At 72.6% G+C, this 26,993-nt stretch carries 29 protein-coding genes and 2 pseudogenes; 17 read left to right on the top strand and 14 right to left on the bottom strand.

Annotated elements, in window-relative coordinates; genetic code table 11:
* Positions 1-55 precede the first annotated feature (55 nt).
* Positions 56-736, top strand: a complete 681-nt coding sequence (locus ACPU2J_RS00830) for an NAD(P)H oxidoreductase (RefSeq protein ID WP_365498194.1) — start codon at positions 56-58, stop codon at positions 734-736.
* A 129-nt stretch (positions 737-865) separates the two neighbouring features.
* On the top strand, positions 866-1,492 hold the full coding sequence (locus tag ACPU2J_RS00835) for a hypothetical protein (RefSeq protein ID WP_423832458.1): 627 nt from the start codon (positions 866-868) through the stop codon (positions 1,490-1,492).
* Positions 1,493-1,559: 67 nt separating this feature from the next.
* Here the strand turns inward: ACPU2J_RS00835 and ACPU2J_RS00840 are convergent, their stop codons facing one another.
* The 4 genes and pseudogenes from ACPU2J_RS00840 to ACPU2J_RS00855 all read right to left on the bottom strand — a co-directional run bounded on the left by ACPU2J_RS00840 (position 1,560) and on the right by ACPU2J_RS00855 (position 4,517).
* Positions 1,560-2,057 carry a hypothetical protein gene (locus tag ACPU2J_RS00840; protein WP_420082197.1) on the bottom strand — a complete coding sequence of 166 codons (498 nt, stop codon included), beginning with the start codon at positions 2,055-2,057 and terminating at the stop codon, positions 1,560-1,562.
* The gene (locus tag ACPU2J_RS00845; RefSeq protein WP_423832459.1) at positions 2,054-2,734 is read right to left on the bottom strand and encodes a DUF998 domain-containing protein; all 681 of its coding nucleotides are present in this window, start codon (positions 2,732-2,734) and stop codon (positions 2,054-2,056) included. The genes ACPU2J_RS00840 and ACPU2J_RS00845 overlap by 4 nt, the downstream gene beginning before the upstream one ends.
* A gap of 99 nt (positions 2,735-2,833) precedes the next feature.
* Positions 2,834-3,744 (bottom strand): annotated as a pseudogene (locus ACPU2J_RS00850) (methyltransferase).
* A 413-nt stretch (positions 3,745-4,157) separates the two neighbouring features.
* Positions 4,158-4,517, bottom strand: a complete 360-nt coding sequence (locus tag ACPU2J_RS00855) for an SH3 domain-containing protein (protein WP_420082195.1) — start codon at positions 4,515-4,517, stop codon at positions 4,158-4,160.
* Positions 4,518-4,963: 446 nt separating this feature from the next.
* Here ACPU2J_RS00855 and ACPU2J_RS00860 point away from each other — a divergent pair, with 446 nt between their 5' ends.
* Positions 4,964-5,497 carry a hypothetical protein gene (locus ACPU2J_RS00860; RefSeq protein ID WP_423832460.1) on the top strand — a complete coding sequence of 178 codons (534 nt, stop codon included), beginning with the start codon at positions 4,964-4,966 and terminating at the stop codon, positions 5,495-5,497.
* A gap of 34 nt (positions 5,498-5,531) precedes the next feature.
* Here the strand turns inward: ACPU2J_RS00860 and ACPU2J_RS00865 are convergent, their stop codons facing one another.
* Positions 5,532-9,503 (bottom strand): hypothetical protein, encoded by a 3,972-nt coding sequence (locus ACPU2J_RS00865; RefSeq protein ID WP_423832461.1) that lies wholly within the window; start codon positions 9,501-9,503, stop codon positions 5,532-5,534.
* A 177-nt stretch (positions 9,504-9,680) separates the two neighbouring features.
* Between ACPU2J_RS00865 and ACPU2J_RS00870 the strand changes: the two genes are divergently transcribed.
* The 6 genes from ACPU2J_RS00870 to ACPU2J_RS00895 all read left to right on the top strand — a co-directional run bounded on the left by ACPU2J_RS00870 (position 9,681) and on the right by ACPU2J_RS00895 (position 14,502).
* A complete protein-coding gene (locus ACPU2J_RS00870) occupies positions 9,681-10,241 on the top strand; it encodes a hypothetical protein (RefSeq protein WP_423832462.1) in 561 nt (186 codons plus the stop codon).
* Between the two features lie 218 nt (positions 10,242-10,459).
* Positions 10,460-10,795 carry a hypothetical protein gene (locus ACPU2J_RS00875; protein WP_420082192.1) on the top strand — a complete coding sequence of 112 codons (336 nt, stop codon included), beginning with the start codon at positions 10,460-10,462 and terminating at the stop codon, positions 10,793-10,795.
* A 154-nt stretch (positions 10,796-10,949) separates the two neighbouring features.
* Positions 10,950-11,324 (top strand): hypothetical protein, encoded by a 375-nt coding sequence (locus tag ACPU2J_RS00880; protein WP_423832463.1) that lies wholly within the window; start codon positions 10,950-10,952, stop codon positions 11,322-11,324.
* A 222-nt stretch (positions 11,325-11,546) separates the two neighbouring features.
* On the top strand, positions 11,547-12,155 hold the full coding sequence (locus tag ACPU2J_RS00885) for a transposase family protein (RefSeq protein WP_423832464.1): 609 nt from the start codon (positions 11,547-11,549) through the stop codon (positions 12,153-12,155).
* Positions 12,156-12,665: 510 nt separating this feature from the next.
* The gene (locus ACPU2J_RS00890; RefSeq protein WP_423832465.1) at positions 12,666-13,100 is read left to right on the top strand and encodes a DUF6228 family protein; all 435 of its coding nucleotides are present in this window, start codon (positions 12,666-12,668) and stop codon (positions 13,098-13,100) included.
* 319 nt (positions 13,101-13,419) lie between these two features.
* Positions 13,420-14,502, top strand: coding sequence for a hypothetical protein (locus ACPU2J_RS00895; RefSeq protein WP_423832466.1), 1,083 nt, complete (start codon positions 13,420-13,422; stop codon positions 14,500-14,502).
* Between the two features lie 54 nt (positions 14,503-14,556).
* Here the strand turns inward: ACPU2J_RS00895 and ACPU2J_RS00900 are convergent, their stop codons facing one another.
* Positions 14,557-15,069, bottom strand: coding sequence for a DUF3995 domain-containing protein (locus ACPU2J_RS00900; protein WP_420082187.1), 513 nt, complete (start codon positions 15,067-15,069; stop codon positions 14,557-14,559).
* Positions 15,066-15,416, bottom strand: coding sequence for a DUF6191 domain-containing protein (locus ACPU2J_RS00905; RefSeq protein ID WP_420082528.1), 351 nt, complete (start codon positions 15,414-15,416; stop codon positions 15,066-15,068). Before ACPU2J_RS00905 ends, ACPU2J_RS00900 begins: the two co-directional genes overlap by 4 nt.
* 198 nt (positions 15,417-15,614) lie before the next feature.
* On the opposite strand from ACPU2J_RS00905, the gene ACPU2J_RS00910 reads away from it, so the two are divergent.
* On the top strand, positions 15,615-16,277 hold the full coding sequence (locus ACPU2J_RS00910) for a hypothetical protein (protein ID WP_420082186.1): 663 nt from the start codon (positions 15,615-15,617) through the stop codon (positions 16,275-16,277).
* 74 nt (positions 16,278-16,351) lie between these two features.
* On the opposite strand, the gene ACPU2J_RS00915 is transcribed toward ACPU2J_RS00910, so the two are convergent.
* Positions 16,352-17,194 carry a MerR family transcriptional regulator gene (locus ACPU2J_RS00915; protein ID WP_423832467.1) on the bottom strand — a complete coding sequence of 281 codons (843 nt, stop codon included), beginning with the start codon at positions 17,192-17,194 and terminating at the stop codon, positions 16,352-16,354.
* A 222-nt stretch (positions 17,195-17,416) separates the two neighbouring features.
* Here ACPU2J_RS00915 and ACPU2J_RS00920 point away from each other — a divergent pair, with 222 nt between their 5' ends.
* Positions 17,417-17,695 (top strand): Imm32 family immunity protein, encoded by a 279-nt coding sequence (locus tag ACPU2J_RS00920; RefSeq protein ID WP_420082184.1) that lies wholly within the window; start codon positions 17,417-17,419, stop codon positions 17,693-17,695.
* Between the two features lie 26 nt (positions 17,696-17,721).
* On the opposite strand, the gene ACPU2J_RS00925 is transcribed toward ACPU2J_RS00920, so the two are convergent.
* The 4 genes and pseudogenes from ACPU2J_RS00925 to ACPU2J_RS00940 all read right to left on the bottom strand — a co-directional run bounded on the left by ACPU2J_RS00925 (position 17,722) and on the right by ACPU2J_RS00940 (position 19,820).
* Positions 17,722-18,057: a hypothetical protein gene (locus ACPU2J_RS00925; protein WP_423835051.1), complete on the bottom strand. Its 336-nt coding sequence runs from the start codon at positions 18,055-18,057 to the stop codon at positions 17,722-17,724.
* A gap of 18 nt (positions 18,058-18,075) precedes the next feature.
* A pseudogene (locus tag ACPU2J_RS00930) lies at positions 18,076-18,192 on the bottom strand (hypothetical protein); the annotation flags it as partial.
* A gap of 662 nt (positions 18,193-18,854) precedes the next feature.
* On the bottom strand, positions 18,855-18,983 hold the full coding sequence (locus tag ACPU2J_RS00935; RefSeq protein WP_423832468.1) for a hypothetical protein: 129 nt from the start codon (positions 18,981-18,983) through the stop codon (positions 18,855-18,857).
* 6 nt (positions 18,984-18,989) lie between these two features.
* A complete protein-coding gene (locus ACPU2J_RS00940; RefSeq protein ID WP_423834915.1) occupies positions 18,990-19,820 on the bottom strand; it encodes an aldehyde dehydrogenase family protein in 831 nt (276 codons plus the stop codon).
* Between ACPU2J_RS00940 and ACPU2J_RS00945 the strand changes: the two genes are divergently transcribed.
* The 3 genes from ACPU2J_RS00945 (at position 19,748) to ACPU2J_RS00955 (ending at position 22,703) form a co-directional block, all read left to right on the top strand.
* Entirely contained in the window at positions 19,748-20,326 is a 579-nt protein-coding gene (locus tag ACPU2J_RS00945) for a TetR/AcrR family transcriptional regulator (protein WP_423834916.1), read from the top strand. The genes ACPU2J_RS00940 and ACPU2J_RS00945 overlap by 73 nt on opposite strands.
* A gap of 104 nt (positions 20,327-20,430) precedes the next feature.
* Positions 20,431-21,054 (top strand): hypothetical protein, encoded by a 624-nt coding sequence (locus ACPU2J_RS00950; protein ID WP_423832469.1) that lies wholly within the window; start codon positions 20,431-20,433, stop codon positions 21,052-21,054.
* Between the two features lie 584 nt (positions 21,055-21,638).
* Positions 21,639-22,703 (top strand): NAD-dependent epimerase/dehydratase family protein, encoded by a 1,065-nt coding sequence (locus ACPU2J_RS00955; protein ID WP_420082180.1) that lies wholly within the window; start codon positions 21,639-21,641, stop codon positions 22,701-22,703.
* 145 nt (positions 22,704-22,848) lie between these two features.
* Here the strand turns inward: ACPU2J_RS00955 and ACPU2J_RS00960 are convergent, their stop codons facing one another.
* Positions 22,849-23,958 (bottom strand): sensor histidine kinase, encoded by a 1,110-nt coding sequence (locus tag ACPU2J_RS00960; RefSeq protein WP_365134806.1) that lies wholly within the window; start codon positions 23,956-23,958, stop codon positions 22,849-22,851.
* Positions 23,951-24,847 carry a response regulator transcription factor gene (locus ACPU2J_RS00965; RefSeq protein WP_423832470.1) on the bottom strand — a complete coding sequence of 299 codons (897 nt, stop codon included), beginning with the start codon at positions 24,845-24,847 and terminating at the stop codon, positions 23,951-23,953. Before ACPU2J_RS00965 ends, ACPU2J_RS00960 begins: the two co-directional genes overlap by 8 nt.
* Positions 24,848-24,961: 114 nt before the next feature.
* On the opposite strand from ACPU2J_RS00965, the gene ACPU2J_RS00970 reads away from it, so the two are divergent.
* Genes ACPU2J_RS00970 through ACPU2J_RS00980 form a run of 3 tightly spaced genes read left to right on the top strand, consistent with a single transcriptional unit; the run spans position 24,962 to position 26,993 of the window.
* Positions 24,962-25,684, top strand: a complete 723-nt coding sequence (locus tag ACPU2J_RS00970; RefSeq protein WP_420082178.1) for a glycosyltransferase family 2 protein — start codon at positions 24,962-24,964, stop codon at positions 25,682-25,684.
* Positions 25,681-26,301: a TIGR04282 family arsenosugar biosynthesis glycosyltransferase gene (locus ACPU2J_RS00975; protein WP_423832471.1), complete on the top strand. Its 621-nt coding sequence runs from the start codon at positions 25,681-25,683 to the stop codon at positions 26,299-26,301. The genes ACPU2J_RS00970 and ACPU2J_RS00975 overlap by 4 nt, the downstream gene beginning before the upstream one ends.
* A complete protein-coding gene (locus tag ACPU2J_RS00980) occupies positions 26,298-26,993 on the top strand; it encodes a methyltransferase domain-containing protein (protein ID WP_423832472.1) in 696 nt (231 codons plus the stop codon). The genes ACPU2J_RS00975 and ACPU2J_RS00980 overlap by 4 nt, the downstream gene beginning before the upstream one ends.

Raw genomic sequence — 26,993 nt, forward strand, 5'->3', positions numbered from 1 at the left:
CGGCGCTCTGCCTTTACTGGACTCACTGCACAAGATCGAGCCTTCGGGAGACACCGTGCCGCAGCACAGCAGTGACGCCAGGACCGCCCTCGTGGTCGTCGCTCACCACCGCAGCGATTCCCTGACCGCCCACACCGCCCGCCGCGCGGCCGCCCGGCTGGAGGCCGCCGGATACCGCATCGACCTGCTCGACCTGCACGCCGAGGGGTTCGACCCGCGGATGAACGTGGAGGACCAGCCGGACTGGGGCAACCGGGAGAAGCCGTACTCGGACGAGGCGCACGCCCATATGCAGCGGATCCTCGATGCCGATGTCGTCGTCGCCGTCTTCCCGGTGTACTGGCAGAGCGTGCCCGCCGTCCTCAAGGGGTGGATCGACCGCGTCTGGAACTACGGGTTCGCCTACGGCCGCAGCAAGCCCCGTCTGGCGGGCAAGCGCATGCTGTGGCTGGCGCTGGCGGGCGCCACCGCGGACGACCCCATCGCGGGGGCGATGCAGTCCGCCCTCGAAGCCAACCTGAGCGACGGCATCGCGTACTACTGCGGTTTCTCCCGTTCCGCCGTGGGCCTGCTCCTGGACGCGGAGGAGCGCCCCCAGCGCATCGACGCCGAGGGCCGGCTGCTGGTCGGCGAAGCGGCCGCCGGCGCCGAGCGGGACGCGCAGTACGCCGATTTCGACCGTCGGGCGGAGAAGTTCGTGGACGAGTTCCTCGCGGACGAACTCGTCGCGGCCTGACGGCCCCTCCTCAAGGCCCGGAGCGTGATCGCCGCACGCTCCGGGTCATACTTCCCGGGTGAAGACCGGATCCGAGGGAGCAGCGCGGCGTTGGCTGGCTGACCAGGGTGTCAGCCAGGTGCCCGACGGGTGGGTGAGCGACGAGAAGCCGGACACGTTGCTCACCGCCAGGTGGCGCACGCGTGGGCCGGTGATGTGTTCGCCGCGGACCTGGATGCGGCCGATCGGGTGCGGCTGGCCTCCGCGAACGAGGGTGCGGAGGGTCCCCTGCCGTCCGACGTGCTGTGGGACGGCTACCGTCGGCGGCTGGAGGCGGACCGGGACGCCGAGGCCGTCACCTACTCGCTGTGGGTGGACTGGTTCGAGGACCCTGCCACGTCCGCGACCGCCTTCGCCGAGGTCCTCGGTGACGACATCGGCCGGGTGGTGGCCGAGCCGTCCGAAGCCGTGCTGCTTCGGGCCCGTCGGGTGCTGGAGTGTTCGGGGCCGGTGTCCTGGACGGTGAAGGAGTCGACGTACCGCACCGCCGTGCGGCTTCCCGCCCTGCACGCGGCCGTCTTCCGCGGCCTGCTGGCGGGCTTCCACGACGTGTACGGCGACCTGGAACCGGCTGCCGCCCTGGCTCTCCTCGGCCCGCTGGACCTCCCCGCGGACACCCGCCACCCGGCCGAACTGCGCAAGGTCCTCGCCTCAGGTCACAAGAACCACTACCGCAGCCCGGGCGTCTGGGACGAAGCGGTTCGCTCCTGCTCCTGAGGCGGCGGACCGGAGACGAATCCCGCCGGCGTACCGCCGGGAACTCTTCCCGGTGTTGCCCGGCGGGTCAGGCGCCGTCTCCGGGAGCACCGTCCCGTACGGCGTCCAGCGCGGTCCGCAGGCCGACGGCGGCCAGGAGTTCCATGGGGAGTTCCTTGTCGGCCTGGCCGATGGCCAGGCCGAGCCAGCGGTCTCCTCCGGGGAGCGGCCAGGCGTGCAGGCTCGTGGTGACCGCGCTGAGCGTGCAGAACGGCTCGGGCATGTCCTCGTGTCCGGCCCAGAGGTCGATGACGAGCGGGTCGCCCCAGCATGCGGTGTACGCCGCGAGCAGGGCGTCCCGGCAGGCGCCGAGCTCCGCGTCCACCTGCTCCCAGACGTCCATGTCCTCCGCGTCCCAGAAGTCCCTGCTCCGGTGCAGGACACGGATCAGGTGCTCGGGGCCGCCGTCGCCGGTGGCGTCCTGGAACACCCCCTCGGGGAAGGGCTGCCCGGCGAGGTCGTCGATCAACGGCAGGTAGGCCTCGGGCGGCGCGGCCGCGGCGGATCCGCAGTCGTTGCTGTTCATGGGCGGAGCGTAGAAGACGGTGGCCGGCAGACCGCAGGCGGCACGTGCACCGCTGTCGGACGGGTGTGCACGTACCGGCCGAGGAGGCCCAGCAGGACCACTTCGCAGCCGAGCAGGAGGCGTTCCACCAGGCCGATCAGCTCCCGGCCGCCCGGACCGGCCGAGTAGGCCATCAGGACGGCGCCCGCAAGCGCCGCGCACGCCAGTGCACGCAGCCACCGGGCCGTGCCCCGGGCGTGGTCATCGACCTCGAACCGCCGGGCCAGGAGGAGTCCGGCGGCCGGCAGCGCGACGAACGCGGCGATCGAGGCGTAGCGGTGGACGAGGGCCGGCCCGCCCACGTGTGCCACCAGCGGGTCGGTCGGGACCACCGCGGCGACGACGAGCCCCACGCCCCACACCGCCAGCAGTACGGACGGCAGGCCGCGCACGGAGGCGAGCCGTGCGCGTGCCACCACGAGCAGGGCCAGGGAGGCGATGCCCAGCACGGCCATCGTCGTCTCGATCGGGCCTCCGCGGTCGAGGGCGGCGAAGTCGCTGACGGTCAGGGACCAGGGGCTGAGGCCGGGGTCCGTGTCCGAGGGCGCCCACACCGCGGCGGTCACCGACAGCACCACCGCGGTCCACACGGCACGGGCGAGGAAGCGGCCCGGGGAGCGGGTTCTCGTGGTCTTCACGCACCGATGCTCGGTCGAGGGCCGTGCCACGGCACCCGGGCCGACCCCGAAAGTTCCCTGACCCGAACCCCGGCCGGAGTCAGGGGACTCGGGGACCGGTCACCCGGTGACGGCGACGGCGACGGCTTCGATCAGCGAGTACGGGGCGGCATCGGGGAGCGGGCTGACCGTGGTGACGCGCAGCCCGGCCCGGCGGCACAGTTCCCCGAAGTCCGCACGGGTGCGCTCCCTTCCGCCGATGTCCACCATCATGTTGAGGTCGCTGAGGTACACGCCGGCGTCCTCCGCACCGACGACCTCGGCCCGTACCGGCTCCACGATCAGGACGACGCCGCCGGGCGGCAGTGCCCGCCGGCAGTGGCGCAGGATCGCGACCGCCTGGGCGTCCGTCCAGTCGTGCAGGACGCTCTTCACCAGGTACACGTCGGAACCGTGCGGGACGGAGTGGAAGAAGTCCCCGGCCACGAGGGAGCAGCGCTCCTCCAGCCCGTGACGTGCCAGCGTCTTCGCGGCCTCCGCCAGGCCGTCGGCGGTGTCGAAGACCACGCCGGTGAGGTCCGGGTACGTGGCGAGGAGGGCGGCCATGAGGGTGCCGCTGCCCCCGCCGACGTCGGTGACCCGGGCGTACCGGCCGAAGTCGAAGGCCCGGGGCAGGACGGTGGCGGTGTCGGTGACGACCTGGCTCATGGCCGTGTTGAAGTCGGCGGACAGCTCGGGATACCGGGCGAGGTGGCTGAAGAAGTCCGTGCCGAAGACGGTGTCGAAGGCGACCTCTCCCGTACGGATGCTGCCGTCCAGGTGTTCCCTGCGGTACGCGCGACGTCGGCGGCGGTGCGCGGGCCGTCGCCGATCAGTTCGACGATTCCCAGCCGGACGGCCGCGCCCAGCGTGTGCGCGGCCATGGTGCCGAATGCGAGCCGGACAACGAGTTCCCGGCCGGTGGCCGCCGTCCGTGCTTCCGCAGGCCGATCTGGGAGGTGAACCTGCTCCGGAGACGTTTGCGGCTCCACCCGCAGGAAGCAGCGAGGTCGCCGACCCGTACGCGGCCCCGCCCGGCCACGATGGTGTCCCAGGCGGCGGCCACCTCGGCCGCCAGGGGTGGGGCCCCGGCGGCCCGCCGCCTCAGGAATCGTTCCGTCAGCGCGAGCCGTTCCTGCCAGGACCCGGTGGCGGCGAGTTCGGGCGGGGGTGCGTCCAGCAGGGCGTGGGCGGCTCGGGGCGACAGCTCCACCTCGATGCACGCGACACCCTCGCCACGGACTCGGGTCGAGCCCGGCGACATCGCTGCGACCATTCCGTCGGGTTGCACCCCACCGGACCGACCGCCGGCTCAGCGACTCGGGCTGGCGGCGGAAACGGTGATGGTGACGGTGGTGGCGGTCAGATCGGGATGGGCCGAGTGGCCCACCGGTGCCGGACGTTGTCAGTCGAGCTGCATCGGCACGTTGATGTACTGAGCGGCGACCCAGCCCTTCTTGCCCTTGTGGGCACCGGACTTCACCGTGACGTAGCCCCAGGCTCCCGGCTTGCCGTTGTCGCCCTTGTTGCACTGCCAGTACACATCGGTGCCCTTGGCGAGCAGGCCGGTGGCCGTGTAGCCGGTGCCGGGGCCGGTACGGAAGTTGACGGCCGTGTACACGTCGGTGTTGATCTTGATCTGGTGGGTGCAGGCCCCGCTGCCGATGGTGGCGGCGCTGGCGGAGGAGGCGGCGAGGGCGGACCCTCCGAGCAGCAGCGCACCGGCGGTCGCCACGGTGGTGAGGCGGCGGGCGAACATGTTCATATGCAATTTCCTCCTGGCACAGTAGCGTCGAATCCGATCACGTGGACCACCCCCTTCCCCCGGCGCGATACACCCAAGGGGAGAGAGGAGAGAAGATCGAAAACGCGATCAACGCGATCGGTTCGTCATCTTTCCACTCATGATCATACGCACAACTGCACAGTTGATGATCAGCCAGGTGCGGAGACGGCAGCCGAAAGGCGCCCGCACCCCGCCCCCTGCATGCGTGCCGGGCGAGATGCGAACCCACGCGATCGCCTGCCGCCGACGCTCAGCGCAGTGGTTCCGTTCGCAAAGACACCCTGGTCCGACGGAACCGGGGACAGCCGGAGCCGGACAGCGGTCCGCGTCCCGGCCGAGCCGCCCGGACGCGCCTTAGGGCACTCCTGGTGCCGAGGGGCGGGAGCGCACCAGAATGGAGCGACGCGAGAGGAGGGGACGACATCGTGGATCCGATCACACTGGCAGGTATCACCGCCGTTGCCCTGAACGAGGGAGTCCGGTTCCTGTACGACCAGGCCGGCGAGGTCCTGCGGAACTTCCGCGAACGGCGCGCGGCAGCAACCTCGTTGCCCGCGGAGCTGTTCGAGGGGGCTCAGGCAGAACTCGTCGCCGACCCGGAGCGGGTCGCCGTACTCGAACCCGAACTGCGTCTGCTCCGGCGCGACCTGGGCGAGTACGCGCACGGCGTGGACCCCGTCGACCCGCGAGACGCCGAGCTCCTCGCGCTCGTGGACGGGCTACGGCGCACTCTGGAGGCGGTCTACGGCGCGCCCATCCTCTTCCGTGGCGAACAACAGCGGCCGGAGGACGGGCCCCGGATCCGCGGTGGGGTCGAGGTGAAGGAGGTACGCGGCTACGTGGCGGGCGTCCGCGCCCGCTCGGCCGCGTCGGGAGAACTCACGGGTTCGGTCCGCGTCGACAGTGTCGAAGAGGGCGGCCGGGCCGTCGGGGTCGATCTCGGGGGCGACCCGGGCTGATCTCGACGAGGCAGCCGCACAGCCGCCGGGGTGCTCAGTGCCCGGACTCGGCCGTCCCCGCCGCCGCGAGGAGCTGCTCCTCGATCTCCGCGCCGGGAGTGATGACGGCCAGCGCGGCGAGCAGGTCCACGTGGTCGAGGTGGGGCAGGCCCGGCGAGCCCACGATCTCCTCCAGCGCGCGCCGGGCGCCGGCACTGTCCGGGCCTCCGCGCAGCACCGTCACGGCCAGCGTCTCGGCCACGTCCCCGAGCGATCCACCGTGCGTCCGGGCGGCCTCCGGCCGGAGCAGCCGCAGATCGTCGTAGCGGCCCCGGCGGGCCGCCGTACCGGCCAGCTCGGTGAAGGCCCGGATCCGGTGCCCCGGGTCCGAGATCTCCCTCGCGGCGGCGACCGCGTGGGCGAACCGGGCTCCGGCCTCCCCCTCGTCGCCGATGTCGTGGAAGGCCTCGGCGAGTTCGGCTGCGGCCTGGACACTGCGGCGCAGCAGGACGTCTGCCTCGGCACGGATCTCGACGTCGCGCGGGCGATGACCGACGGGGTGCTCGAAGCCCGCGCTGAACATCGCCCTCTCGAGTGCCCTGTTCCACTCCCGCGAGGCCGCGGCGCTGCCCTCGGGCCACTCCAGTCCGACGGCCTGGAGCAGACACCAGACCGCCCCCTCCTCGTCGGCACCTCCGGGGATCCAGACGTCCTCGGGCAGCCGGGCCAGACTCCCGAGGATCCCCTGCACGGTCCGGCGCAGTGCGACGCGACTCTCCTCGAAGGCCTGCCGGTCCTCGCCGGCCCGACGGACACGCATCGTCAGGGCCTGCTCGTACGGAGAGGGCTTGCCCGCCGGATCCGCCGGGTCGGCCGGATCCGCCGGGGCGGTGGCGCCCTCCGCCTGCCGGAGCAGGGTCAGTTCCGTGTGCTCGGCATGGGCGGCAAGCCGGTCCCGTACGTCGCCCAGGTTCATCAGGCCGACCTCGCCGCCAGTCGTCGGCGTACGGGTCACCCTGGCGGCCTCGGCGGGCAGCCGCGCCCGCAGCAGGTTCTTGACGAGGCGGTCGGCGTCCTGCTGTCGGCGCCGGTCGCGGGGCAAAGCGCTGAACCAGGCGGCAGCCTCGGCCCCGAGGGTCTCGGCGCGCCGATGGTCACCGCGCAGGTGGGCGGCCCAGGCCAGCGCCGCCCGGGCGGGGCCGGACACCACCGGCTCGGGCCTGCGACGGCCCGCGGTGCGGGCCAGGGTGTCCGCCAGGCGTGGGCGGTCCGCGTCGGCGAGGACCCGGTACGCCTGCGCGCACAGGCTGTGGGGGATCCGGTCGGCGGCTTCCCGTGCCGCGGCGACCAGGGCACTCCGGGGGCCGGGCCGCGTCTCGTCGCGGGCCATCCACGCGAGGGCCCGTACGTGTTCGGCGGGATGGTTCGTGCCGAGCCGGTCGGCCTCCCGGCGCGCCCGGTCGCCCTGCCCGGCGGCGGCCAGGAGGCGTACGACGGCCAGGCGCAACCCGACGCCGCACCAGCCGTGGAAGCCGTCGACGTGTCCGGCGTGCAGGTCGTACTCGTAGGCGGGCAACTCCTCGACCAGGGCGTCGAGCAGCCCGGGAGCCGTCGGGTCGCCGATGCGGACCATGGTGGCGGTGTGGTGCAGCAGGCCCCGGATGTCCCGGCGGGGGTCGGCCAGTGCGGCACGGCCGGCCGCGCGCGCCCTGGCGGCACCGGCCGGGCCGAGCCGCGCGGCCTGGACGATCCGTGCCAGCAGGACGGCGGCGTCACTCAGCTCTCCGCCGGCGCGCGCCGTGCGGTCGGCGAGTTCCGGGAGGCGCCCGTCGAGTTCGCCCCGTGCCGCGTGCACCAGCAGGACGGAGTCGGCGACGTCCGGCTCGACCGGCGGCGACGCCCAGGGACGCGCATCGTCCGGCTGCGGCAGGTGACCCGCCGCGATCAGCGCACCCAGCCGGCCCAGCCCGCCCGGGTCCGTTCCCATGGGGCCGGTGAGCGCCGACAGAGCCGCCCGCGTGAGGATCCCTTCGACGGCTCGGGCCCTCGCGACGTTCTCACGGATGCGCAGGGCCGGCGGCACGGCCGCCTCCGGTCCGGCCTCCTCGAGCAGGAACGCCGCCAGATGGCCCAGCAGGTCGTCGTCGGCGACGTCCATCACGGCACCCGCCTGCTCGGGCCTGAGGCGGGGCAGGAGCGGGGCGAGCAGCGCCGCGACCGCCGGAGCCCAGCGCTGTCCGGCCACGCGGCGGCCTCCGGCCGCGATCTCCTCCAGGGGTGCGGTGGCCTCGTCGGGCGCCCGGGCGCCCAGGGCGGCGACGATGAGCAGCAGCCACAGCAGGGCGGTGTCCCGCGGATGGGTACGCGCCTTGGCGACGCCCGCCGCGGCTCCCCAGCGCAGCGCGGCCTGCACCGGGGTCTCCTCGTCCGCCTCCGCGCCCGCCCGCACCAGGCGGAGCGCCAGCTCTGCCGACCGGGGGTAGGCGTGGGCGGCCAGGGAGGCCCGCAGCGCGCGGTGCAGTGTGACCAGGTGCAGCTCCCGGCCGGGGGCGACCGCGCGCTGCGCGGCGAGGTAACCGGGGGACGAGGCCAGGGTGTACAGGCGGTCCTGGAGCGTCCGGCTCCGGCCGGGACGGCCCGTGGTGCATTCCGCGGCGGTCAGCAGGTGGTCCGTGAGGTGCTGCAGCAGGTACGGGTCGTCACAGCCGTCCCACGCGTCGGCCCAGGAGGTGAACGCGTGGTCGGCGATGCGCCGGTGTCCCTCGCCGGCGTCGAGGTGGGGATCGTCCCCGGACAGCAGGAACTCCTCGAAGGAGCGGTGGAACAGCGTCCACGGGCCGCGCCGGTCACGGCCGCGCAGGTACTGGCCGAGGACCCGGACGGTGTCGAGGACCTCCTGTTCCGTGCGGTCGAGGAGGTCGGCCAGGCGGCCGGTGGTGAATCCGTCCTCCCGAGCGGCGACCAGCAGGTCGAGGACGGGCCTGAAGGCGGTACGCCAGCGCTCCTCCGCGTCCGCGCTGCCGACCGGCCGGAGCTCCCGGCGCATGAACTCCCGGTAGACGCCGTCGAGCCCGTACGGGAGCGCAGCAGCGGCCAGTTCGTCCACCGTCCGGGCTCCGTCGGCCACCTCCTGGGTGAGGTGGAGCACGTACAGGTAGTTGCCCTCGCCGGCCGCTGCCAGCCTGCGGGCCGCCGCCTCGCGGGCTTCCCGGGGCGGCCCGGCGCCCCGCGGGCCGCGTAACCGCTGGCGTGCGTAGGCGAGGAGGTCGGCGTCGGGGTGCGGTGCGTCGTCGACGAGGTCGAGCAGGACGGCGTCCGGCAGGTCCCGCACGACCGCGGTGATCCGGGGGTCGTACCGTGTGGTGAGCACGAACCGCAGCGGGAGCCGGTCGACGCCGCTGAGGACGAGTTCGGCGATCGTACGGCTGCCCCGGTGGGTGAGGGCTTCGTCCAGGGCGTCGACGACGGCGACCGGCCGCTGCGCCGGGGCGAGGAGCTCCAGCGGGCGGCAGACCAGTTGTTCGAAGGCTTCGTCCGCGGTGACGTGGGAGAGGGAGAGCGAAACCTGTGCGCCGATGACGCTCGCGTGCGGGTGGACCGTGCCGGCGGTGGCCGTGCCCTCGATCCGCAGATGACCGGGCTGCCCCGGATGCCCAGGCTGCCCCAGTGGTCCCAGTGGCCCCGCGGGCCGCAGGGCCCCCGCCTGCCCCGACCGCTCCCCCGCCACGCGGACCAGGGCATCGGCGAAACCGGGCACGGTCGTACTGAACTGCTCGGCGAACGACGCGGCGAAGCGGACCGGGTCGACGCTGCCGCGGCTGGTGGTACGGCAGCGGTGGACCGCGGTGCCCGCCACCGGGTCGCGGCCCCACAGGTGGTCCACGACGGCGGACTTTCCCGTACCCGGCCCACCGGTGAGGAAGAGGTACGAGGACCCCGACGCGGCCCAGTCCCGTACGGCGGCGACGAGCCAGCCCCGCCCGACGAACTCGGTGGCGGCATCGGTCGACGGCGGATCGGCTGCCATGGCCGAAGCGTAGACGCGCCCGGCGCCCGTGAGAACCCGCGTGGGGTCGGCCCGACCCGGCACGACCCGGCCCGGTGCCCTTGGCCGGACACTCCTCGTGCTGCGGGAGTAGGCCGTGCGAGGATCCGGCCCAGGATTCCCCGGCCCACTCTCACGGAACGCCGCTCGCCCTGGGGCGTGTTCACCTCCCCGGCCGACCCGTGGCCGGCCTCGGAGACGACCGCGCTCGCGCAGCGGAACGGCATGGTCCTGCGCCTGGACGGCCGGGAGATGCGGGATCCGGCGTCCGTCTTCCGCACCTTCGCGCGAGAGTTGTCGTTCCACGGCCACGGCCACGGGAAACAGGACCTCGCGATTCTGATCGAGCACGCGGACGGACTGCTGGAGGCGGTGTTCCTCGGGCTGTTCGTATCGGTCCTCGCCCAGGCGGCCTGGAACTCCAACCTGCGCCTGGACGGCGACGGCGAGCTCGACGGGTGGCGGCCCCGCATCGCGCAGCACTTCGTCTTCCTCCTCGACCACACCTCACCCGCTGCCTTCGCGGAGAAGGCAGCCCGCGGCACGGACGTGGCGGTGGCACTCTCGGACGGCCGCCTGCTGGCCGCCCTCACAGACGCCGGCCGGCCCGGCGAAGACCCCGCGTCCGCGCCCTGGACGGCCGGCCCCCTCTCCTTCACGGACACGGAGATCCTGAACGGCATGACCATCAAGGCCATCACGGAGCCTTCGCCAACTTGAAGTCGCAGGTCGAAGGACTGGTGTGGTTGGCGCTCGGGATGCTTGGGCTGGTCACAGGCGGCTGTCTGAGGTGTAGATCGTCTGTCTGGTTCTGCGGCAACCCGTACGACTGAATGCGGACAGTAGTCCGTTTTGGTCATGGTGCGACGGTGCTGCGCCCTCTATTGTCCGGGCCAGGCCGCTGGCCTATTGCTCGACCAACATGACAGGGGACTCACATGCGTCTGGGTACAGCCCTCGCCGCAGTCACCGCCGCCTTCGCACTCGTCCTGTCGGCCGCGGGTTCCTCCTCCGCGGCGACGGGAGACTTCCTCTACGTCTCCCTTGACCTGAACAACGTCCAGATCCAGCAGGAGCTCAGCAACCCTGATAGCGGGGTGTGCATCGATCTTGAGGGCACGGCCAACCTGCCCGCCCTCCTCGGCCGAAATCTCACCACCAGTGTCGCCACCGTCTTCCAGGACTCTAACTGCGACGGCGACACCTTCTGGGTCGTCGGCCAAGGCGCCTTCGTCCCGCTGACCGCTCGGTTCCGCTCCGTCGTCTTCAGCTGAGTTTCGCCCATCGGGCCTTCTTCAGAGGCAGGCTGGGCCTGCCTCTGAAGAAGGCTTCCGCTCGGGCACGTGGAGCAGCTGCCGGGGATGCCCGGCACGACGTCTACCGGCGATCTCGGTCCCTTGCGGACCGGCGGTCTCCTACGATCCGTGCATGCTGGATCCCGAGCTGCTGGAACGGATCACCGCGCGGCGCGCGGAACTGGACGAACTCGAAGAACAGCTGGCCACCCAGCTGGCCCGAGTACGGGCCGAGCGAGACGAACTCGCCACCGCTGAACGCGTCCTTGAACGGATAACTGGGCAGCTCGCCGAGGAACGCGCCTCGGCCGGGCCGATGCCCGGGCAGGTAAGGCCAAGCTGGAACCGCTGCGCGGCAAGCTGGTCAGACTCGTCGATCGCGGCTGGCTGCGCAAACTCCCCGACGGCCGCTTCATCAACCGCCGCCTGTGACCAGGAACACCGCCACTCGGAGCGGCACCGAAGGGGCGTAACCGGGTGGCCCCCCGAGCCCGTTGGAATTGTGTGACGAATACCGAAGACCGCGCCGAGGACACCTGCCCGATCGTCTATCAGTGCCGTCTGCCGCTGTCCACGCGCACCGTCAACCACCTCGCCGATCTGCCCAGGCGCCATCTGAAGGCGATCCGGTCCAGGTGGCGCATCCTGCCGCCGGGGAAGATCGCGGTCATCGTGCTGGCCGTACTGCGCCACGACCAGCGCCTGGCCGACATGGCCGGGCGGCAACGACGTGTCCGAGTCCAGCGTCCGCCGCTGGCGCGACGAGCTGATCGGACTGCTCGCCGCCCGGGCCCCGCGCCTGGACCGCGCCCTGAAGAAGGTTGCCAAGCAGGGCGGGGAGCTGGTCTTGATCGACGGCACCCTCATCCGCACTCGCCGCCGCACCGGCAAGGCCGACCGACGGAACTACTCCGGCAAGCACCGCAGCCATGGCCTGCACCTCCTCGCCCTGACCGACGAGAACGGCCGTCTGATCTGGATATCCGCCGCCCGGCCCGGCCGCACCCACGACAACACCGCCGCCCGCCACGACCACACCCTGGCCCACCTGCGCGCCGCCGACCTCGGCGCGCTGGCCGACCTCGGCTTCCGCGGCCTGGACAACGACATCCTCAACCCCGTGATCGTCACCGGCTACGCCGCCAGCCGCACCCACAAACTCACCCCAGGCCAGAAGGACGCCAACCGCGTCCTCGCAGTCGGACGCGCACCGGTCGAGCACGCCTTCGCCCACCTCAAGAACTGGCGGATCCTCACCAAGCTCCGCACCGACCCCGCCAGCGCCACCCAGCTCCTGCGAGCCCTGCTCGTCCTGACGAACCTCGAAGTCAACCGCTGACGGATGATCTTCTCCGTGGGCTCCTGCCCACGACCAGCCTGAGTACCCCGAGCGCCGGTCACACCAGCCCTTTTGAGCTGCGCCTTCAAGTTAGCGGCAACTCACGGTGTTCCGGGACCACCTCGGCTGCTCGATCCACGAGGCCATGGACGTCCTCCGGTCCCGCTCCGCGCACCTGAACCGCACACATCGCAACGGCTGCACGGGTGGCGCCCCACGATGACGGACATCTCGCGAGGTGGATCCTTCAGAAGGGGGGATCCATGAGATCCCCGGGGGCAGGGGCGGACTCCGGCCGGGCGGCACACTGATCGGCGACCGGAGAGCCACGCGCGGTGGCCGACCCGGTCGTCGGCCGCCATGGCCTCACGCATCACGGCCTCGGCCCGTTCGGCGTGACCGTGGTCGCGCAGTGCTCCGGCGTAGAGGCCCACCTGCACCGCCGTGGTCACCGGAACAGTGCGGGGAAAGCACTTGGTCATCGCACCCCACGACTTCTAACCTGCTCGAATGATCGAAGACAGCCCTGTGGTGCGGGTGGGAGACCCCGGATCACACCCGGTCCACCTGCTCTTCTCCGAGCCGACACGACCGTTCGACGACGAGCCCACCCTCGACATCCTCGTGAGGGCACGCGGACAGCGGGTGAGCGTCGAGACCCTGGTGCGCACGTGGGACGGCGACGGCCTCGACGTCTTCCTCTTCTCGTTGGCCGAGGACTTCCGCGGCTGGGACGGAGCGCGCGCGTGGCGCTCTCTGGAGCGCGGCCTGACCATCTCAGCGGAACACCACTCGGGCGGCTACGTCCACCTGACGTGGGGCATCCACGACCGGCCTCCGTCCGAGGAGTGGCACTTCGAGACCACGACCGTGCACGCGGCCGGCGAGGAGATGCGCAACCTCGCAGCCGAGGTCCGCACGTTCCTCACGAGCAAGGTCGGGTAGCCGAAGCAGCACCAGGTGAGGCAGCGGGGACGAGTACGGCAGGAGGCCCCCGGCCTCGACATCGGCTACCGCCAGTCCCCCGCCCCCGGTGAACGAAGCCGAGCAGCCGTGTCCACGCGACAGCGCCACGCACCACTCACGAGTCACGCCGGGGGCAGACACCCGGGAGGGACCCCGAGCCTCGGTCGGCGCCCCTCCCGGGTGTCTGCCGCGTGAAAAACCGTTGCCGTGGCCGGTAGTTGGGTACTGTCCCTTCGGTCCGCTGGATCACGTCAGCCGAAGATCGCACGCTGGCCGTGCACAGGACGCTGGGAGACACGTGCTGGGCGACGACGAAGTCCTCAAGGCCGTGCAGAGCCACATCGAAAGTCGAGGCAAACCCCTCGCAGGTCCCTTGCCGGGCGCTTCCGCCCTCACCTGGCACTCGCTCCTCAAAGGGCAGATCGTACGCAGCATCGAGTCCCGCTCGGAGAAGAAGCGCCTCCACCGCGGGCCTCTCGACCTCTCCGACCGCCCGGTCTACGACACGCTCGGCGACCACCGCGTGCCACCTCCCCGGGACCCTGCCAAGCCGTACAGCCGGAAGCTGGTTCGGCGGGGGTCGATCGACGACCGCCTGTGCGAGTGCGGCAACGGCGTCGTCCGCTGCCGGCGCTGTGAAGGCGAAGGCACGATCCGCTGCGCGCCGCGCCAACGCTGCCACAGCTGCCGGGACACCACCTGCTGCCTGCTGTGCGGTGGCGACGGCCGCTCGGCCCTGAAAACCCCCGGGAAACAGGCCGGACCCCCTGCGCACACCGCAGCGGATACCGCCGACCGCGGCCGATGCCTGGAGTGTGGTGAGCCCGGTGTCGCCTGCGTGACCTGCCGCGGCCGCGGCCGCGTCACGTGTCCCACCTGCCAGGGCGAAGGGTCCAAACCGTGCCCCGACTGCGCCCAGGACGGCACGGTCACCCACACGCACTGCGCGGGCACGGGCAGGACCGTCGAATGGACGGAAGGCATCATCACCCGAACGCCCAGCACCGTAGAGGTCAGGCTTCCGGTGTCCGGACCGCTCTCCTGGGCGCGGAAACTCGCAGATCAGCATGCGGCGTGGACACCGACGACACTGGCTGACGACGATCCTGAGCGCGCCCGCGTCGAGAAGGACTTCGGAGCAACCCTGCAACCGCTTCTCCGGACGCACGACCAGGAGATCGCGCGCCGGACGGAACTCGCCTACGTGCGGTTCGCGAAGGTGGCAGTGCATGAGCACCCGCACAGGATCTACTACGTCTTCCCCACGCACGGCCGTCCCACGGTCGTCGGGCGCCCCTCGCCGAAACGCCTCTGGCAGATCGCGGGAATCGCCGCTTTCGTGATCGTGCTCCTTGCCCTCCTCAACGGACTCCTCGCCTGACCATCGGAAGGGACACGGGCGGACGCAGGGGAGGCGGCACAAGCATCAGAGCGCTCAAGGCCCGGACGCGGGTGGTGGTTCCGCGTCCGCGTGCCTGCCGGCGCGAAGGGCGGCGAGGCCGAAGGCCAGACCTCCGGCGATGAACCAGGGGTTCCACAGGGCCAGCGTCCAGAACCGCTGCCCCTCGCTCACGGAAGCGTCCAGCGGCGCGGCACCGGTCAGCAGCATCACCTCGACGCCGACACCACGCATCAGCAGGACGGCGCCGACGCCCCATCCCAGCCACCTCACCAGCGCAGCGGGGCCTCCCCGGAAGTCAGAGCGGATCAGCAGCCGGGCGAGGACGGCGCCGAGGACGCAGAGCCCTCCCACGCCCCACAGGCCGGCGACGACGAACCACAGCGGACGCTCGGTGGCCAGCGGCCCGGCGGAGACGCTCAGCCCCACATCACCGCCCAGGCCCCAGTAGAAGTGCAGCACCGCGAAGGCGACCGCCCACCCGCATGCGATACGCCCCCACAGCATGGACCGGGCGGGACCGCCCGTCCCCTCCCGCTCGCGCTTCATCCCTGGCCCTCCCGAGCCTCGCGTGCGCCGGCGCGCGGGCCGCCCGGGTCCTGCGGCACCACGATGAACGCCGTGCCCTTCGCGAGGTCGATGCTGGAACGCGGAGGCGCCCCGTCGCTCTCGTCGTCCCGCCGCAGCAGCTCCACCCGCCGCTGCTCCAGCTCTGCCGCCTTGTTGCCGTTCACCGTCGCCGTGAACTCGTCGAAGGCCACGCTCGACAACGACCGACCCGTGCGCCTGCGGACCCACGGCAGCAGACCCAGCCCCGTGAGCCACCGCCACGTACCCTCCACCAGCGCGCACAGCACCAGCAGACACACGAACGCCGGTAACGACGCAGCCCACATCGCCACAGCTGCCCCCCATTCACCTCAACACAGCCGACACCCGAAGAAACGGCGCGAGGGGCGATGCCGTTCCCACCGCACGCGCGCAGCGGCACAGACGGTGGGTGCGGCGCCTGCCGGGCGGTCTACGATCACGGTTCGGCGATCACGCGGGACGCCGTACGAGGACCGGACGAACCGGACGGACTGGGGGACGCAATGGCGATCGAGAGGCCTGGCCGGCCGGAGGACCTGCCGGCGGCCGAGGTGCTGTGGGCACGCTGGGCCCTGGTGGCCGTGCTGGAGGCCACGGCGAAGGCAGAGGCGCAGGACGTCCGCCGCGGTGGAACGTGGATCGACGGCGAGGGTCTGCACCTCGACGACCGCGGCTGCACCTGGTGGACGTTCGAGCAGCTCGGCGAGGGCCGCTACCTGCTGTACGGCCAGGACGAGTCCAGTGCCGTGAAGTGGCACGAACCCACGATCGACATGCTGGCGCAGGCACCGGACTGGCTGCCTTTCGAGCGTCTGCGGAAGATGCTGGAGGGCTGGGAACTGGGCTGCGTGTACTGGTTCGAGAACGGTGCCTGGGCACGCGCGCCCTACCCGGACGACCTGGACGACGACGGCCTCGACTGCGGGATGAGCCGTTACGCGGTGCGTGAGGAGGCGCTGTGCGATCTGATCGCCTCGGAACGCGGCCTGCCCCGCGGACGTGCCGACGACCTCCTGGCGGCAGCCGAGGCCCGCAGCCTCACGGGGTCGGAGGTCCAGGAGTTGCTGGACGCGGCTGCCGCGGCGGAAGAGTACGTACCGGCGGACCGGGAAGCGATGCTGAGGTCCCTGGAACGCGCGGCCCTTCGCCGGTCTCCGCAGGGCTGACAGGGGTCGGCCGGCAGGCTCGTCGCCGGTGAGGGCCGACGGATCGGGAACCCCGCACGGCCGCCGGACGGCAGTCAGCCGGCCGCGGAGTGGTCCCCGTAGAGGAGACGTGCCGTCAGTTCCATGCACCGGGTGCGGGCCGCGGAGAAGCCGTAGGGCATCTTGGTCACCGCTTCGAAGGCACTCATGCGGACGTCCTCCTCGCCCGCCGCCTCGGCGTCGTCGTCCCCGAAGAGCTTCTCCTCGTCCGCGTCCAGCCCGGCCGCCTCGATGGCCTGAAGCAGTTCCTCGTGGTGGGCGCAGTGCTGCGCGGCGAGCTCCTCGACCCGCGGGTCGTAGGGGTCCACGGTGTCGTCGAGGGCGGCGTCGGCCGCGTCGAGACGGTCGGCCTCGGCCCGTAGGGCGGGATGGGTCGCCAGGACGATGAACACGCTTGCCTGAACCGCGGCTCCCAGCGGCCCGAAGATCCGTTCCGTGACCAGCAGGGTGTCCAGGTCGGAGGGGCGCAGCGCGCCGGAGGGAAGGTGGCCGAGCCGGTCCGTGACCAGCGGGGAGAGCAGGCCCAGCGGACTGCCAACGGCCCGCAGCCGCTGGACCGCCGTGCGCTGACGCCGGATCTCGGCCTCCTGGGCGGCCAGGGTCTCCTCCAGCCGGCCCAGGACGTCCTCGACATCGCGGGCTTCGTCGAAGGCCGCCCGCATGTCGTCCAGGCCGATGCCTGCCTCGGACATCCTGCGGATCCACAGCAGGCGGATCATGTCGTCGTAGCCGTAGCGGCGGCGTCCGTCTCCGCCCCGCACGGGCTCCGGGAGCAGACCGATCTGGTGGTAGTGGCGGATGGCGCGCGGGGTGGTGCCGGCGAAGGCGGCGGCATCGCCGATCTTAACCTCGCGGGGAGGCGTCGCGGTGGGGTACATCGCAGGGAGGGCCTTTCGTGCTGTGGTGCCCCGACCACACCACATGCCGCTACGGCATGTGCAACCCCCTGCCCCGGGCCATCGGCGACCTCTTTAGGATCAAGCGGGACGGAGGGGACGTGATGTTGCAGGTTCTGTGCAGCGAGGACGATGGCGAGCCGGAGCTTTCCAGGACGCGTCAAAGGCGGCTGGTGCTGGCTCAGTTGCTGAGCGGGAACACCGGTGGCTTCTCTCTCGGAAGCCCCGGACCCCTTTCCCTACGAGAGGTCACTGTCCGACATCGTCGTCCATGAGGATCCGGAGCGCGACACCGCTTCGATCATCGTGGAGGAGCAGATCCTGAGGATCTGGGGAGGGCGGGAAGCCCTCGACCTCCTTGCCCGCAACATTGCGGGCTTCGCCTCCGAAGCCGATGCGAACCACCATCTCCATCTCGACTACCCGGCATGCGACTACATCGCGGAGGAGTCGGTCCCCTTGGTGGTCGCGTTCACGAAGTGAGCAAGGTCTCTGCGTTTCTCAGCCGGTCACAGCCGGGCGGGGATGAGTGTCAGATGTCTCTGCCACAGTGGCGGGGCATGACCACCGCCGAGGCCTCTGGGGCCATGCCACTCCACTGCTTCTGGCAGCTCGTCGATGCCGCGCGGGCGGAAGCCACGTCGGACCGACCGTTCGCTGACGTGCTCGCCGACCTGCTGGCAGCACGCTCGCGGCGCGAGATCGTCGCCTACCAGCGGACGTTCGAGCTCCGGCGCGCGGGGGCTACGCAGCCGCTTCAGGCGCCCGCGCTCCGCGATACGGGCCTTGAGCCACACCGCGTTGAGGTCGGCCGGACGGCTGCCGCACGCCGAGACGAACGCCATGGCCGTCTCCCGGGACGGCGCGGTCCGGCCCGAGGCCGCACGCTTGAGTGTGGCCGGGGACCGGCCGGTCTTCGCCGCCAGTCCGTCGTACGTCAGGCCGGCAGCCGCAGGCAGTCCGCGCAGCGCCTCGGCCAGTACGCCACGGCCAGGACGAGCACCACGCACACGACCGCGGCCTGCGACGGTGTCATACCACTCGTCAGCGCCGGCCGCTCCCCCGCCTCACGCCGCCGGCCTCGGCCCTGTGGAGGGACCAACTGCTGCTCCATGCACATCTCCCAGGTGGAGAGCGCGGAACGGCCCGGCTCCCCTCGTGATGGCGAGAGGGCGCAGCACGCACCCTCTCACGCTGGTGACTTCACGCCGAGTGACGCTTCCCCGACGGCGATTGCAGTCGCCTTCCCGGTGGCCCACATGATGTCAGGGTTACCCCTTCCGATCTGAGGAAGAGCATCCACCTCAAGCCGCGAATGTTATGTATGTCCCTTCATTCGTTCACCTGCGTCCATACGTTCCACGCGTGATACGAACTGCCGGGAACGCTCCTCCACCAGCGAGTTCTGCGGATTTCGCGCGCATGTTTCCCTCCCATCCAGCCGCGGGAAACCTGCACCAACCTTGTGCCGAAGAAATCCGTGGGGAGACCCGCGGAGCCCCTCGCATGCTGGTGACTTCGCAGACAGGGACAGGAGCGGCACCGCGTTGCAGCGCGAGTACCGCACGTGACAGGGCCGACCCGGACACTTCGGGCCGGCCCTGTCCTCGTCCGCGGTCGGCTGACGCCGCGGAGCTGCGCGTCACATCAGGCGCTGGAGGAGGCGCAGCCCGCGGCGGGTGAACGGCGGCTGCGCCAGGCGCAGCGTGTCCATCGTGAGGGGTTTGTGCAGGACGGGCTTGAGGTCGGTGAAGGACCGCCAGGAGTACACGCCGTGCTAGGCGACCATGCCGCTCGCACCCACCCCGCCGAACGGCAGGCCCGTGGCGGCAACGTGGACGAGGCTGGCGTCGTGCACCACGGCACCGGACGAGGTGTGCTGCTCGAACAGGCGGCGCGTGCGGGCCGACGACGTGAAGACGTACAGGGCGAGCGGTTTGTCCCCGCGGTTGATCACTTGGGCGGCGTGCTCGGCGGAGTCGACCAGGAGGATGGGCAGGACGGGCCCGAAGACCTCTTCCCGCAGCAGAGGGTGGACTGCTGCCGGGCTAACGGTCGGATGGTCCGCGGTGGGGAGGGTCACCACCGCGGGGGCGATGCAGCGTTCGGCCCGGTCGCACTCGCCGCCGATGACCGCCTCCGTGCCGTCGAACAGCGCGGTGAGGCGGTCGAACTGCCGCTCGTTGACGATACGCCCGTAGTCCCGGCTCGTCCGGGGGTCCGCACCCCACAGGTCCGTGATCGCCTGCTGGAGCGCGTCCACGAGCGCCGGGATCCGGCCGGGCGTGGTCATCACGTAGTCCGGGGCGACGCAGGTCTGGCCGGCGTTGGTGAACTTCGCCCACGCCAGGCGCCGGGCGGCCCGGTGGAGCCTGGCATCGTCGTCGAACCAGACCGGCGACTTGCCGCCGAGCTCCAGCGTCACGGGGGTCAGGTGCCGGGCTGCTGCCCCCATCACGATGCGGCCCACGCTCCCGCTGCCGGTGAAGACGATGTGGTCGAACCGCTGGGCCAGGAGGTCCGTCGTCCGCGGGGCTGGACGCGGCGCGCACCGTGTTCGCCGAACAGGGAGCCGGCGCCCCCGTCGCGGACATCGCCGCCCTGGCAGGGGTGGGCATCGGGACCCTCTACCGCCGCTACGGCAGCAAGGAGCAGCTCCTCCAGCACCTGTGCGCGATCTGCATCGCCCGGACGATCGCCGACCTGGAGGCCGCGCTGGCGTCGGAGGGCACCGGAGGGGAAGCCCTGACGCGCTACATCACCGCCGCCGTCGACGCCAGGGCCGGCGCCTTCGCGACCTTGGCCGGAACGTTCAGCGTGCCCGAGGAGGTGGCCGCCTCGAACGAGCAGGCCAAAGCGCTCGCCGAACGACTGCTGCGACGGGGCCACGACGACGGGACCGTACGCGAGGACGTCACGACGCTCGAACTCAGGCACCTGGTGGAGATGTTCAGCCGCTACCCCCGCCGGACCGAGCAGGACGACCACGCACGCAGCCGGCTGCTGACCCTGGCTCTGGACGGGCTTCGCACCGCCCACACCGCGCTGCCGGGACCACAGCCGGACTGGGCCGCGTACCACCGCAGTTGGGACGCTCCCGACCGGACCTCCTGACGCCGGCCGCGGGCGAAGTCCCACCTCTGCGGCGGGCGGCAGGCCACCGGAGGCGCGTACGCCCTGGTGGCAGGCCTGTCCGGGCCGGTGGCTAGCATCGGCGCATGGGTGTGGACATAACGGTCCTGGTCGTCGACTGGGCACACGTGACGGATCTGGCCGCGGAGGACCGGCTGCGGGTGCTGCAGGAGTCGGCGTACGCGGACGACGACCCCGACGGGGACGGTGACGTCGTCGACGGGTGGGTGTGGCCGGCCGCCGGGTCCGGGCGGGACTGGCTGGGGCGGTACGAGTTCCCCGGCACGCTCGGCTCGTACGAGCCGCACTTCTGGGCCGCGCAGTGCTGGGAGAACGTCCGGGGCGCCGCCGGGGACGGGCTGCGGCCGGCGCTGGACGAGTTCCTGGAGGGGCTGATCTGGTGGGGGCCGCGGGCCGACGTCGACGCGGAACACGTCGACCCCGGGGTATTCCCCTCCCTGGAGGGACTGTGGAGGAGCGGGCCGCTGATCGTGCGCGGCCCGGCGACCGTGGAACGGCTGAGGCAGAGGTGGCACGCGGCCGCCCCGGAACTGGAGGGGCTGCGGTTCCCCTACGGGGAGCTCGCGGGGCGGGAGCCGGGCCAGTGGGTCGCCGGCTTCGACGAGTTCGCCGAGCTGCTGACGGGCTGGGCCGAGGTGGTCGGCGAGGCGGAGCGGCGGGGCTGGGGCGTGATCGGCCTGCCCATCTAGACCGGCGCCTAGCGGGCCTCCGCACTCCACCACGGGTTCCCACCGCCCCGTCGCAAGGGCGTCCGCAGCGACGGCTGCTGCCGGGGCGATGTGAGGAACAGCCGGCCGGCAGCGCACGGGCGGGCGGGCCGCGGATACGGGCTGTCGCGGACCACGAGGGCTCCGACGAAAGCCGGATGGCAAGTCCCGGAGCACCCCGTCGACGGCGATCCGCACGCCCGGCGGATGGATGCCGGTCTCGATCTCGCCGGCTGCCACGACGCTCTCCAGGCCGTGCCGACCGGTCCACCCCCTGTACAGGCCCGGCCGCAGGATCCGCGAGGGGACAGAAGGGTCGGGCGCCCCAGCGCTCAGGTCTGCCAGGCGTGGCCCGGGCCCCGGTCGGGCGGAGAGCGGCCAGGTCGTCGGCCCGTGCAGAACCGGCGAGGGGCGGCGGTCGAAGTCGCTGCGTGGACTCCGGGCCCGCGGCCCGGCGCACTCGGGCGATCGGAGACTCCGGCCCACGCCGCGGACCGCATGACGGAAGTCTTACGTCCGCGCGTGGGAGACCGCCCCGGCCGTCGGGAGTGCGTAGCGTCCGGGGCATGCGTGTACTCGTCACCGGAGGGGCCGGGTTCATCGGCTCCCACATCGTCACCGTCCTCAAGGACCGCGGGCACGAGCCGGTCGTCCTCGATGCCCTGCTCCCCGCCGCCCATCCCGATGTCCCCGCGCTGCCGGACGCGGAGTTCGTCCGTGCCGACGTGCGGGACGCCGACGCGGTCCGTGCGGCACTGTGCGGGGTGGATGCGGTGTGCCACCAGGCGGCAATGGTCGGCCTCGGCAAGGACTTCGCCGACGCTCCCGCGTACGTCGGCTGCAACGACCTCGGAACGGCGGTCCTGCTGGCGGAGATGGCGGCCGCCGACGTGCGGGACATCGTCCTCGCGGGCTCGATGGTCGTCTACGGCGAGGGCCGTTACACGTGCGGACGGCACGGGACGGTGCGGCCCGGAGCGCGCCGGGTCGAGGACCTGACGGCGGGCCGTTTCGAGCCGTGCTGCCCCGACTGCGGGGCGCAGCTCGCGCCGGGCCTGGTCGGCGAGGGCGCGCCGACGGATCCGCGCAACGTGTACGCCGCGACGAAGCTGGCGCAGGAGCACCTGGTGGCGTCCTGGGCCCGCTGCGTGGCAGGTCGTGCGGTCTCGTTGCGCTATCACAACGTGTACGGGCCGGGCATGCCGCGGGACACCCCGTACGCGGGTGTCGCGTCCTTCTTCCGCTCCGCCCTGGCCCGCGGCGAGGCTCCGCGCGTGTTCGAGGACGGGGCGCAGCGGCGGGACTTCGTGCACGTACGGGACGTGGCATCGGCGAACGCCGTGGCCCTGGAGGCCGTCGGGGGCGCGGCCGCCGGAGCGCTGACCGCGTACAACACCGGCAGCGGGGAGCCGCATACGGTCGGCGAGATGGCGTCGGCGCTCGCTTCGGCGTACGGGGGGCCCGCGCCGGTGGTGACCGGCGAGTTCCGGCTGGGGGACGTGCGGCACATCACCGCGGATTCCGCCAGGCTGCGGGGCGATCTGGGCTGGCGTCCGGAGGTCGGTTTCGAGGACGGCATGGCCGAGTTCGCCCGGGCCGGTCAGCGGGCGTCGGCGGGCTCATTCGGCTGAGGCGGCGGCCTCCCGCGAAAGCGCAGGCGATGCGGTGCGGCCGGCGGGCGGGCGGGCGGGCGGAGTCTGTCGGTCGGCCCACACCTCTCCCGGTCGCGGGGGCCGGGTGGGCGGGATCGGGTCGCCCGGCCCGGCCCCGCGGGGCCTAAGCGGGGGCCGGGAGGGTCAGTTCGAAGCGACAGCCGCCGGGCACGTTGTGGACGTCGGCGTGCCCGGCGTGCGCCTCGACGATGCCGCGGACGATGGCCAGACCCAGGCCCGCGCCCGACGGAGGCGTCCGGGCGCGGCTTCCCCGCCAGCCGGTGTCGAAGACGCGAGGCAGGTCCTCCTCGGGGATGCCGCCGCAGGCATCGGTGACGGACAGCACCACCGCGTCGGCACGGCGTTCCGCTGCGATCGCGACGGTGCCGTCCGCCGGGGTGTGACGGATGGCGTTGACCAGGAGGTTCGACAGGACCCGGGTCATCTCCTTGCCGTCGACCTCCACCGGCAGCGGGTCGACGGTGCCTCCGGCCAGCCGCACGCCGTGCTGCCGGGCGAGGGCGTCGGCGCCCGCCAGGGCGTCGCCGACGAGGTCGTAGAGGGAGATGCGGGTGGGGCTGAGGGAAAGGGCTCCCGCATGGATGCGGGAGAGCTCGAACAGGTCGGTGACCATGGAGTTGAGTCGGTCGACCTCCGCGCGTATCTGCCGGTGGTAGCGGACGGGATCGGCCACCACACCGTCCTCCAGGGCTTCCGACATGGCGCGGAGCCCGGCCAGCGGGGTCCGCAGGTCGTGGGAGATCCAGGCGACGAGTTCGCGCCTCGAGGTCTCCAGGGCCCGTTCGCGTTCGCGCGAGGCGGCGAGGCGTTCGCCGGTGAGGGCGAGCTCACGGCTGAGCGCGGCCAGTTCGGCGGGTGCGGGTGCGGCCGGCGGTGTGAAGGATCCCGCTTCGCCGAATGCGTGTGCGGCACGGACGAGTTCCCGGCAGCGCAGCACGACCTGGCGTCCGAGCAGCAGAGCGGTGCCGAGCGACACGGCGGCGGCCATCGCGACGACCGTGGTCACCACGGCCAGGTCGTGGGGCGACAGGAACATGGCCCACGCCACGGTGAGCGTGCCGGCGAGCATCGCCGACACGGCGACCCCGGCGACGACCGCGAGGGAGACGGCGACGCTCCGGCGGCGCACCGTGCGCAGGGTGACGGCCCCGAGCGTTCCCGCGGCCGCTGCCCCGAGGAGGGCGTACAGGGCGATGAGCAGCAGGTCACGCATGGCCGTCCGCCGTTCCGGTTCCCGATCCCGTTCCGGGTCCCGATCCCGTTCCGGGTCCCGTTCCCGATCCGGTTCCGGTTACCGTCGTGGCAGGAGCCCGTTCGGGCGGGCAGGGGTCCGCTTCGAAGCGGTAGCCGGCGCCCCACACCGTGCGGATCAGCTGCGGATCGGCGGGGTCCTGCTCGATCTTCGCCCGGAGTCTGCGGACGTGCACGGTGACGGTGGACAGGTCGCCGTATTCCCAGCCCCAGACCTCGCGCATCAGCCGCTCCCGGTCGCAGACCTGCCCCGGGTGCCGCAGGAAGTACACGAGGAGGTCGAACTCCCTGAGGGTCAGGGCGAGTTCCGATCCCTTCCGGGTCGCGCGGCGGGCGGCGCGGTCGACGCAGAGGCCACCGAACTCGAGCAGCGGTTCACCGACCGGCGTGGCCGACGAGCTCCTGCGCAGCACCGACCGGACGCGCAGCACGAGCTCGCGGGGGCTGAAGGGCTTGGTCACGTAGTCGTCGGCGCCGACCTCCAGGCCCAGGATCCGGTCCTCCTCGTCACCGCGGGCGGTGAGCATGACCACGGGCAGGGTGTGCGTCCTGCTCCCGTTCGCGCGCAGCCGGCGGCAGACCTCCAGGCCGTCCATGCCGGGCAGCATCAGGTCGAGGACGACCAGGTCGGGCCGGTGGCGGGCCGCCGCTTCCAGGGCGGACGGGCCGTCCGCGGCCCGGTGCACGGTGAACCCGGCCCGCTCCAGGTAGCCGGCCGCGATCTCCGCGACGGTCGGATCGTCGTCCACGACCAGGACGCGGCCCGCGCCACCGCCGGAAGCGGTGCTGCCGGAAGCGGTGCTGCCGGGCGTGATGTGCCGGCCCGGGCCGGGTTCGTTGCTCATTGCCATGCCCCCAGGGTGGCATCGCGGCGCACCGCGCGGACCAGTGGCTGCCGCCGTGCGGCGCGCTGTCCGCGTTTCGTAAGGTCTCAAAACGCCCTTCCCGGCCTTCCGGTTCCTACGGTGTGGAGGGTGACTCCTTCTGCTCGTCCGCCCCGCGCGGACCTCGTACTTCCCTGCCTCGACGAGGCCGAGGCACTCCCCTGGGTGTTGGCGCGGGTGCCGTCCGGATGGCGGGCCATCGTCGTCGACAACGGCTCCACGGACGGTTCCGCCGAGATCGCCCGTTCCCTCGGCGCGACCGTGGTGCACGAGGCCCGGCGCGGTTTCGGCGCCGCCTGCCATGCCGGGCTGCTCGCCGCCCGCGCCGACTTCGTCTGCTTCTGCGACTGTGACGCCTCCATGGACCCCGGTCTGCTCGCGCCGATGGCCGAACGGGTCGCCGCCGGCGAGGCGGACCTGCTGCTCGGCCGCCGCCGTCCGCAGGGCCGTGGTGTCTGGCCGGCCCACGCGCGGGCCGGGAACATCGCCCTGGCACGGATGCTGCGCCGCCGTACCGGGCTGCGCCTGCACGATCTCGGCCCGATGCGGGTCGCCCGCCGTGAGGCGCTGCTCGGCCTGGAGCTGACCGACCGGCGCAGCGGATACCCGCTCCAGATGGTGGTGCGGGCTGCCGACGCGGGCTGGCGGGTGGCCGAGACGGACGTCCCGTACCTGCCGCGTTCGGGGAAGTCGAAGGTCACGGGGACCTGGCGGGGCACCTGGAACGCCGTACGCGACATGCGCCGGGTCCTGGCCGAACCGCCGGTCTCCCGGCCCCTCGAGGCCGAGGGGGTGTCCGCATGAGCACCCTGCTCGTCATCGCCAAGGCCCCCGTGCCCGGCCGGGTGAAAACACGCCTGACCACGCAGTTCACCGCGGAGCAGGCTGCGGATCTGGCGCGGGCGGCGTTGGAGGACACGCTCGCGGCGGTCCTGGCCACCCCGGCCGACCGGCACGTCCTGGTCCTCGACGGTGAGCCGGGGGCATGGGTGCCGCCCGGCATCGAGGTCGTCGCCCAGGGCGCGGGGGGCCTGGACGTCCGGCTGGCCGCCGCCTTCTCCCTGGCCGAGGGGCCCGCCCTGCTGATCGGCATGGACACCCCGCAGGTCTCCCCCGGCCTGCTCGCGCAGGGCCTCGACTTCACGAAGGCGGACGCCTGGTTCGGGCCCGCCGACGACGGCGGGTTCTGGGCCCTCGGCCTGGCCGGACCCGACCCCGCCCTGCTGCTCGGCGTTCCCATGTCCGCGGCGCACACCGGCGCGGTGCAGCGGCGACGGCTGACGGGCGCGGGGCTCGCGGTGCGCGATCTGCCCGGGCTCTGCGACGTGGACACCCCGGCCGACGCGCGGCGGGTCGCCGCGGCCGCCCCGGGGACCCGCTTCGCCGCCCTGCACGCGGGCCTGTGTGCGGTGACGCGATGACCGCGCAGCTCACCGAACCGGCCGCCCGGGCCTGGCGGGCCGACCCGTACGCCGACGCCCTGCGCGCCGGCCGGGGCCCGCTCTACCTGCGGCGTCACGACGGCTGGCTGCTCCCCCTCGACGTCGAGCGGTGGTGCGCGGAGCCCGACGCGGCCGACGGTAGCGTGCTGGCCCGGTGCACCGGGCCCGTCCTCGACATCGGCTGCGGGCCGGGTCGCCTGGTCGCCGCGCTCGCCGGACTGGGGCACGCCGCACTCGGGGTGGACGTCACTCCCGAGGCGGTGGCGCGCACCGTCCGGGCCGGCGGCAGCGCGCTGTGCCGGTCCGTCTTCGACCCGCTCCCCCGCGAGGGCGGCTGGGGCACGGTCCTGCTCATCGACGGCAACATCGGCATCGGCGGCGACCCGGCCGCCCTGCTGTGCCGGGCCGCCGCGCTCGCCGCACCCGGCGGTTCCCTCCTCGTCGAAGTGGCGGCAGCCGATGTCGACGAGTGCGTCGAGGTCTGCGTCGAGGACGGCACCGGCGGCCGCGGGGCCTCCTTCCGGTGGGCCCGGCTCGGGTCCCGCGCCCTGTGCGCCGGGGCGAAGGCCTCGGGCTGGAGCCCGTACGACACCTGGCAGGCGGCGGGCCGGCACTTCGTGCACCTGACCCGCCGAACGGCGCTGACCCACCGAACGGCCCCGACCCGCTGA

Source organism: Streptomyces manipurensis, assembly GCF_049570255.1.
In the GTDB taxonomy this organism is placed as follows: Bacteria; Actinomycetota; Actinomycetes; order Streptomycetales; family Streptomycetaceae; genus Streptomyces; species Streptomyces manipurensis.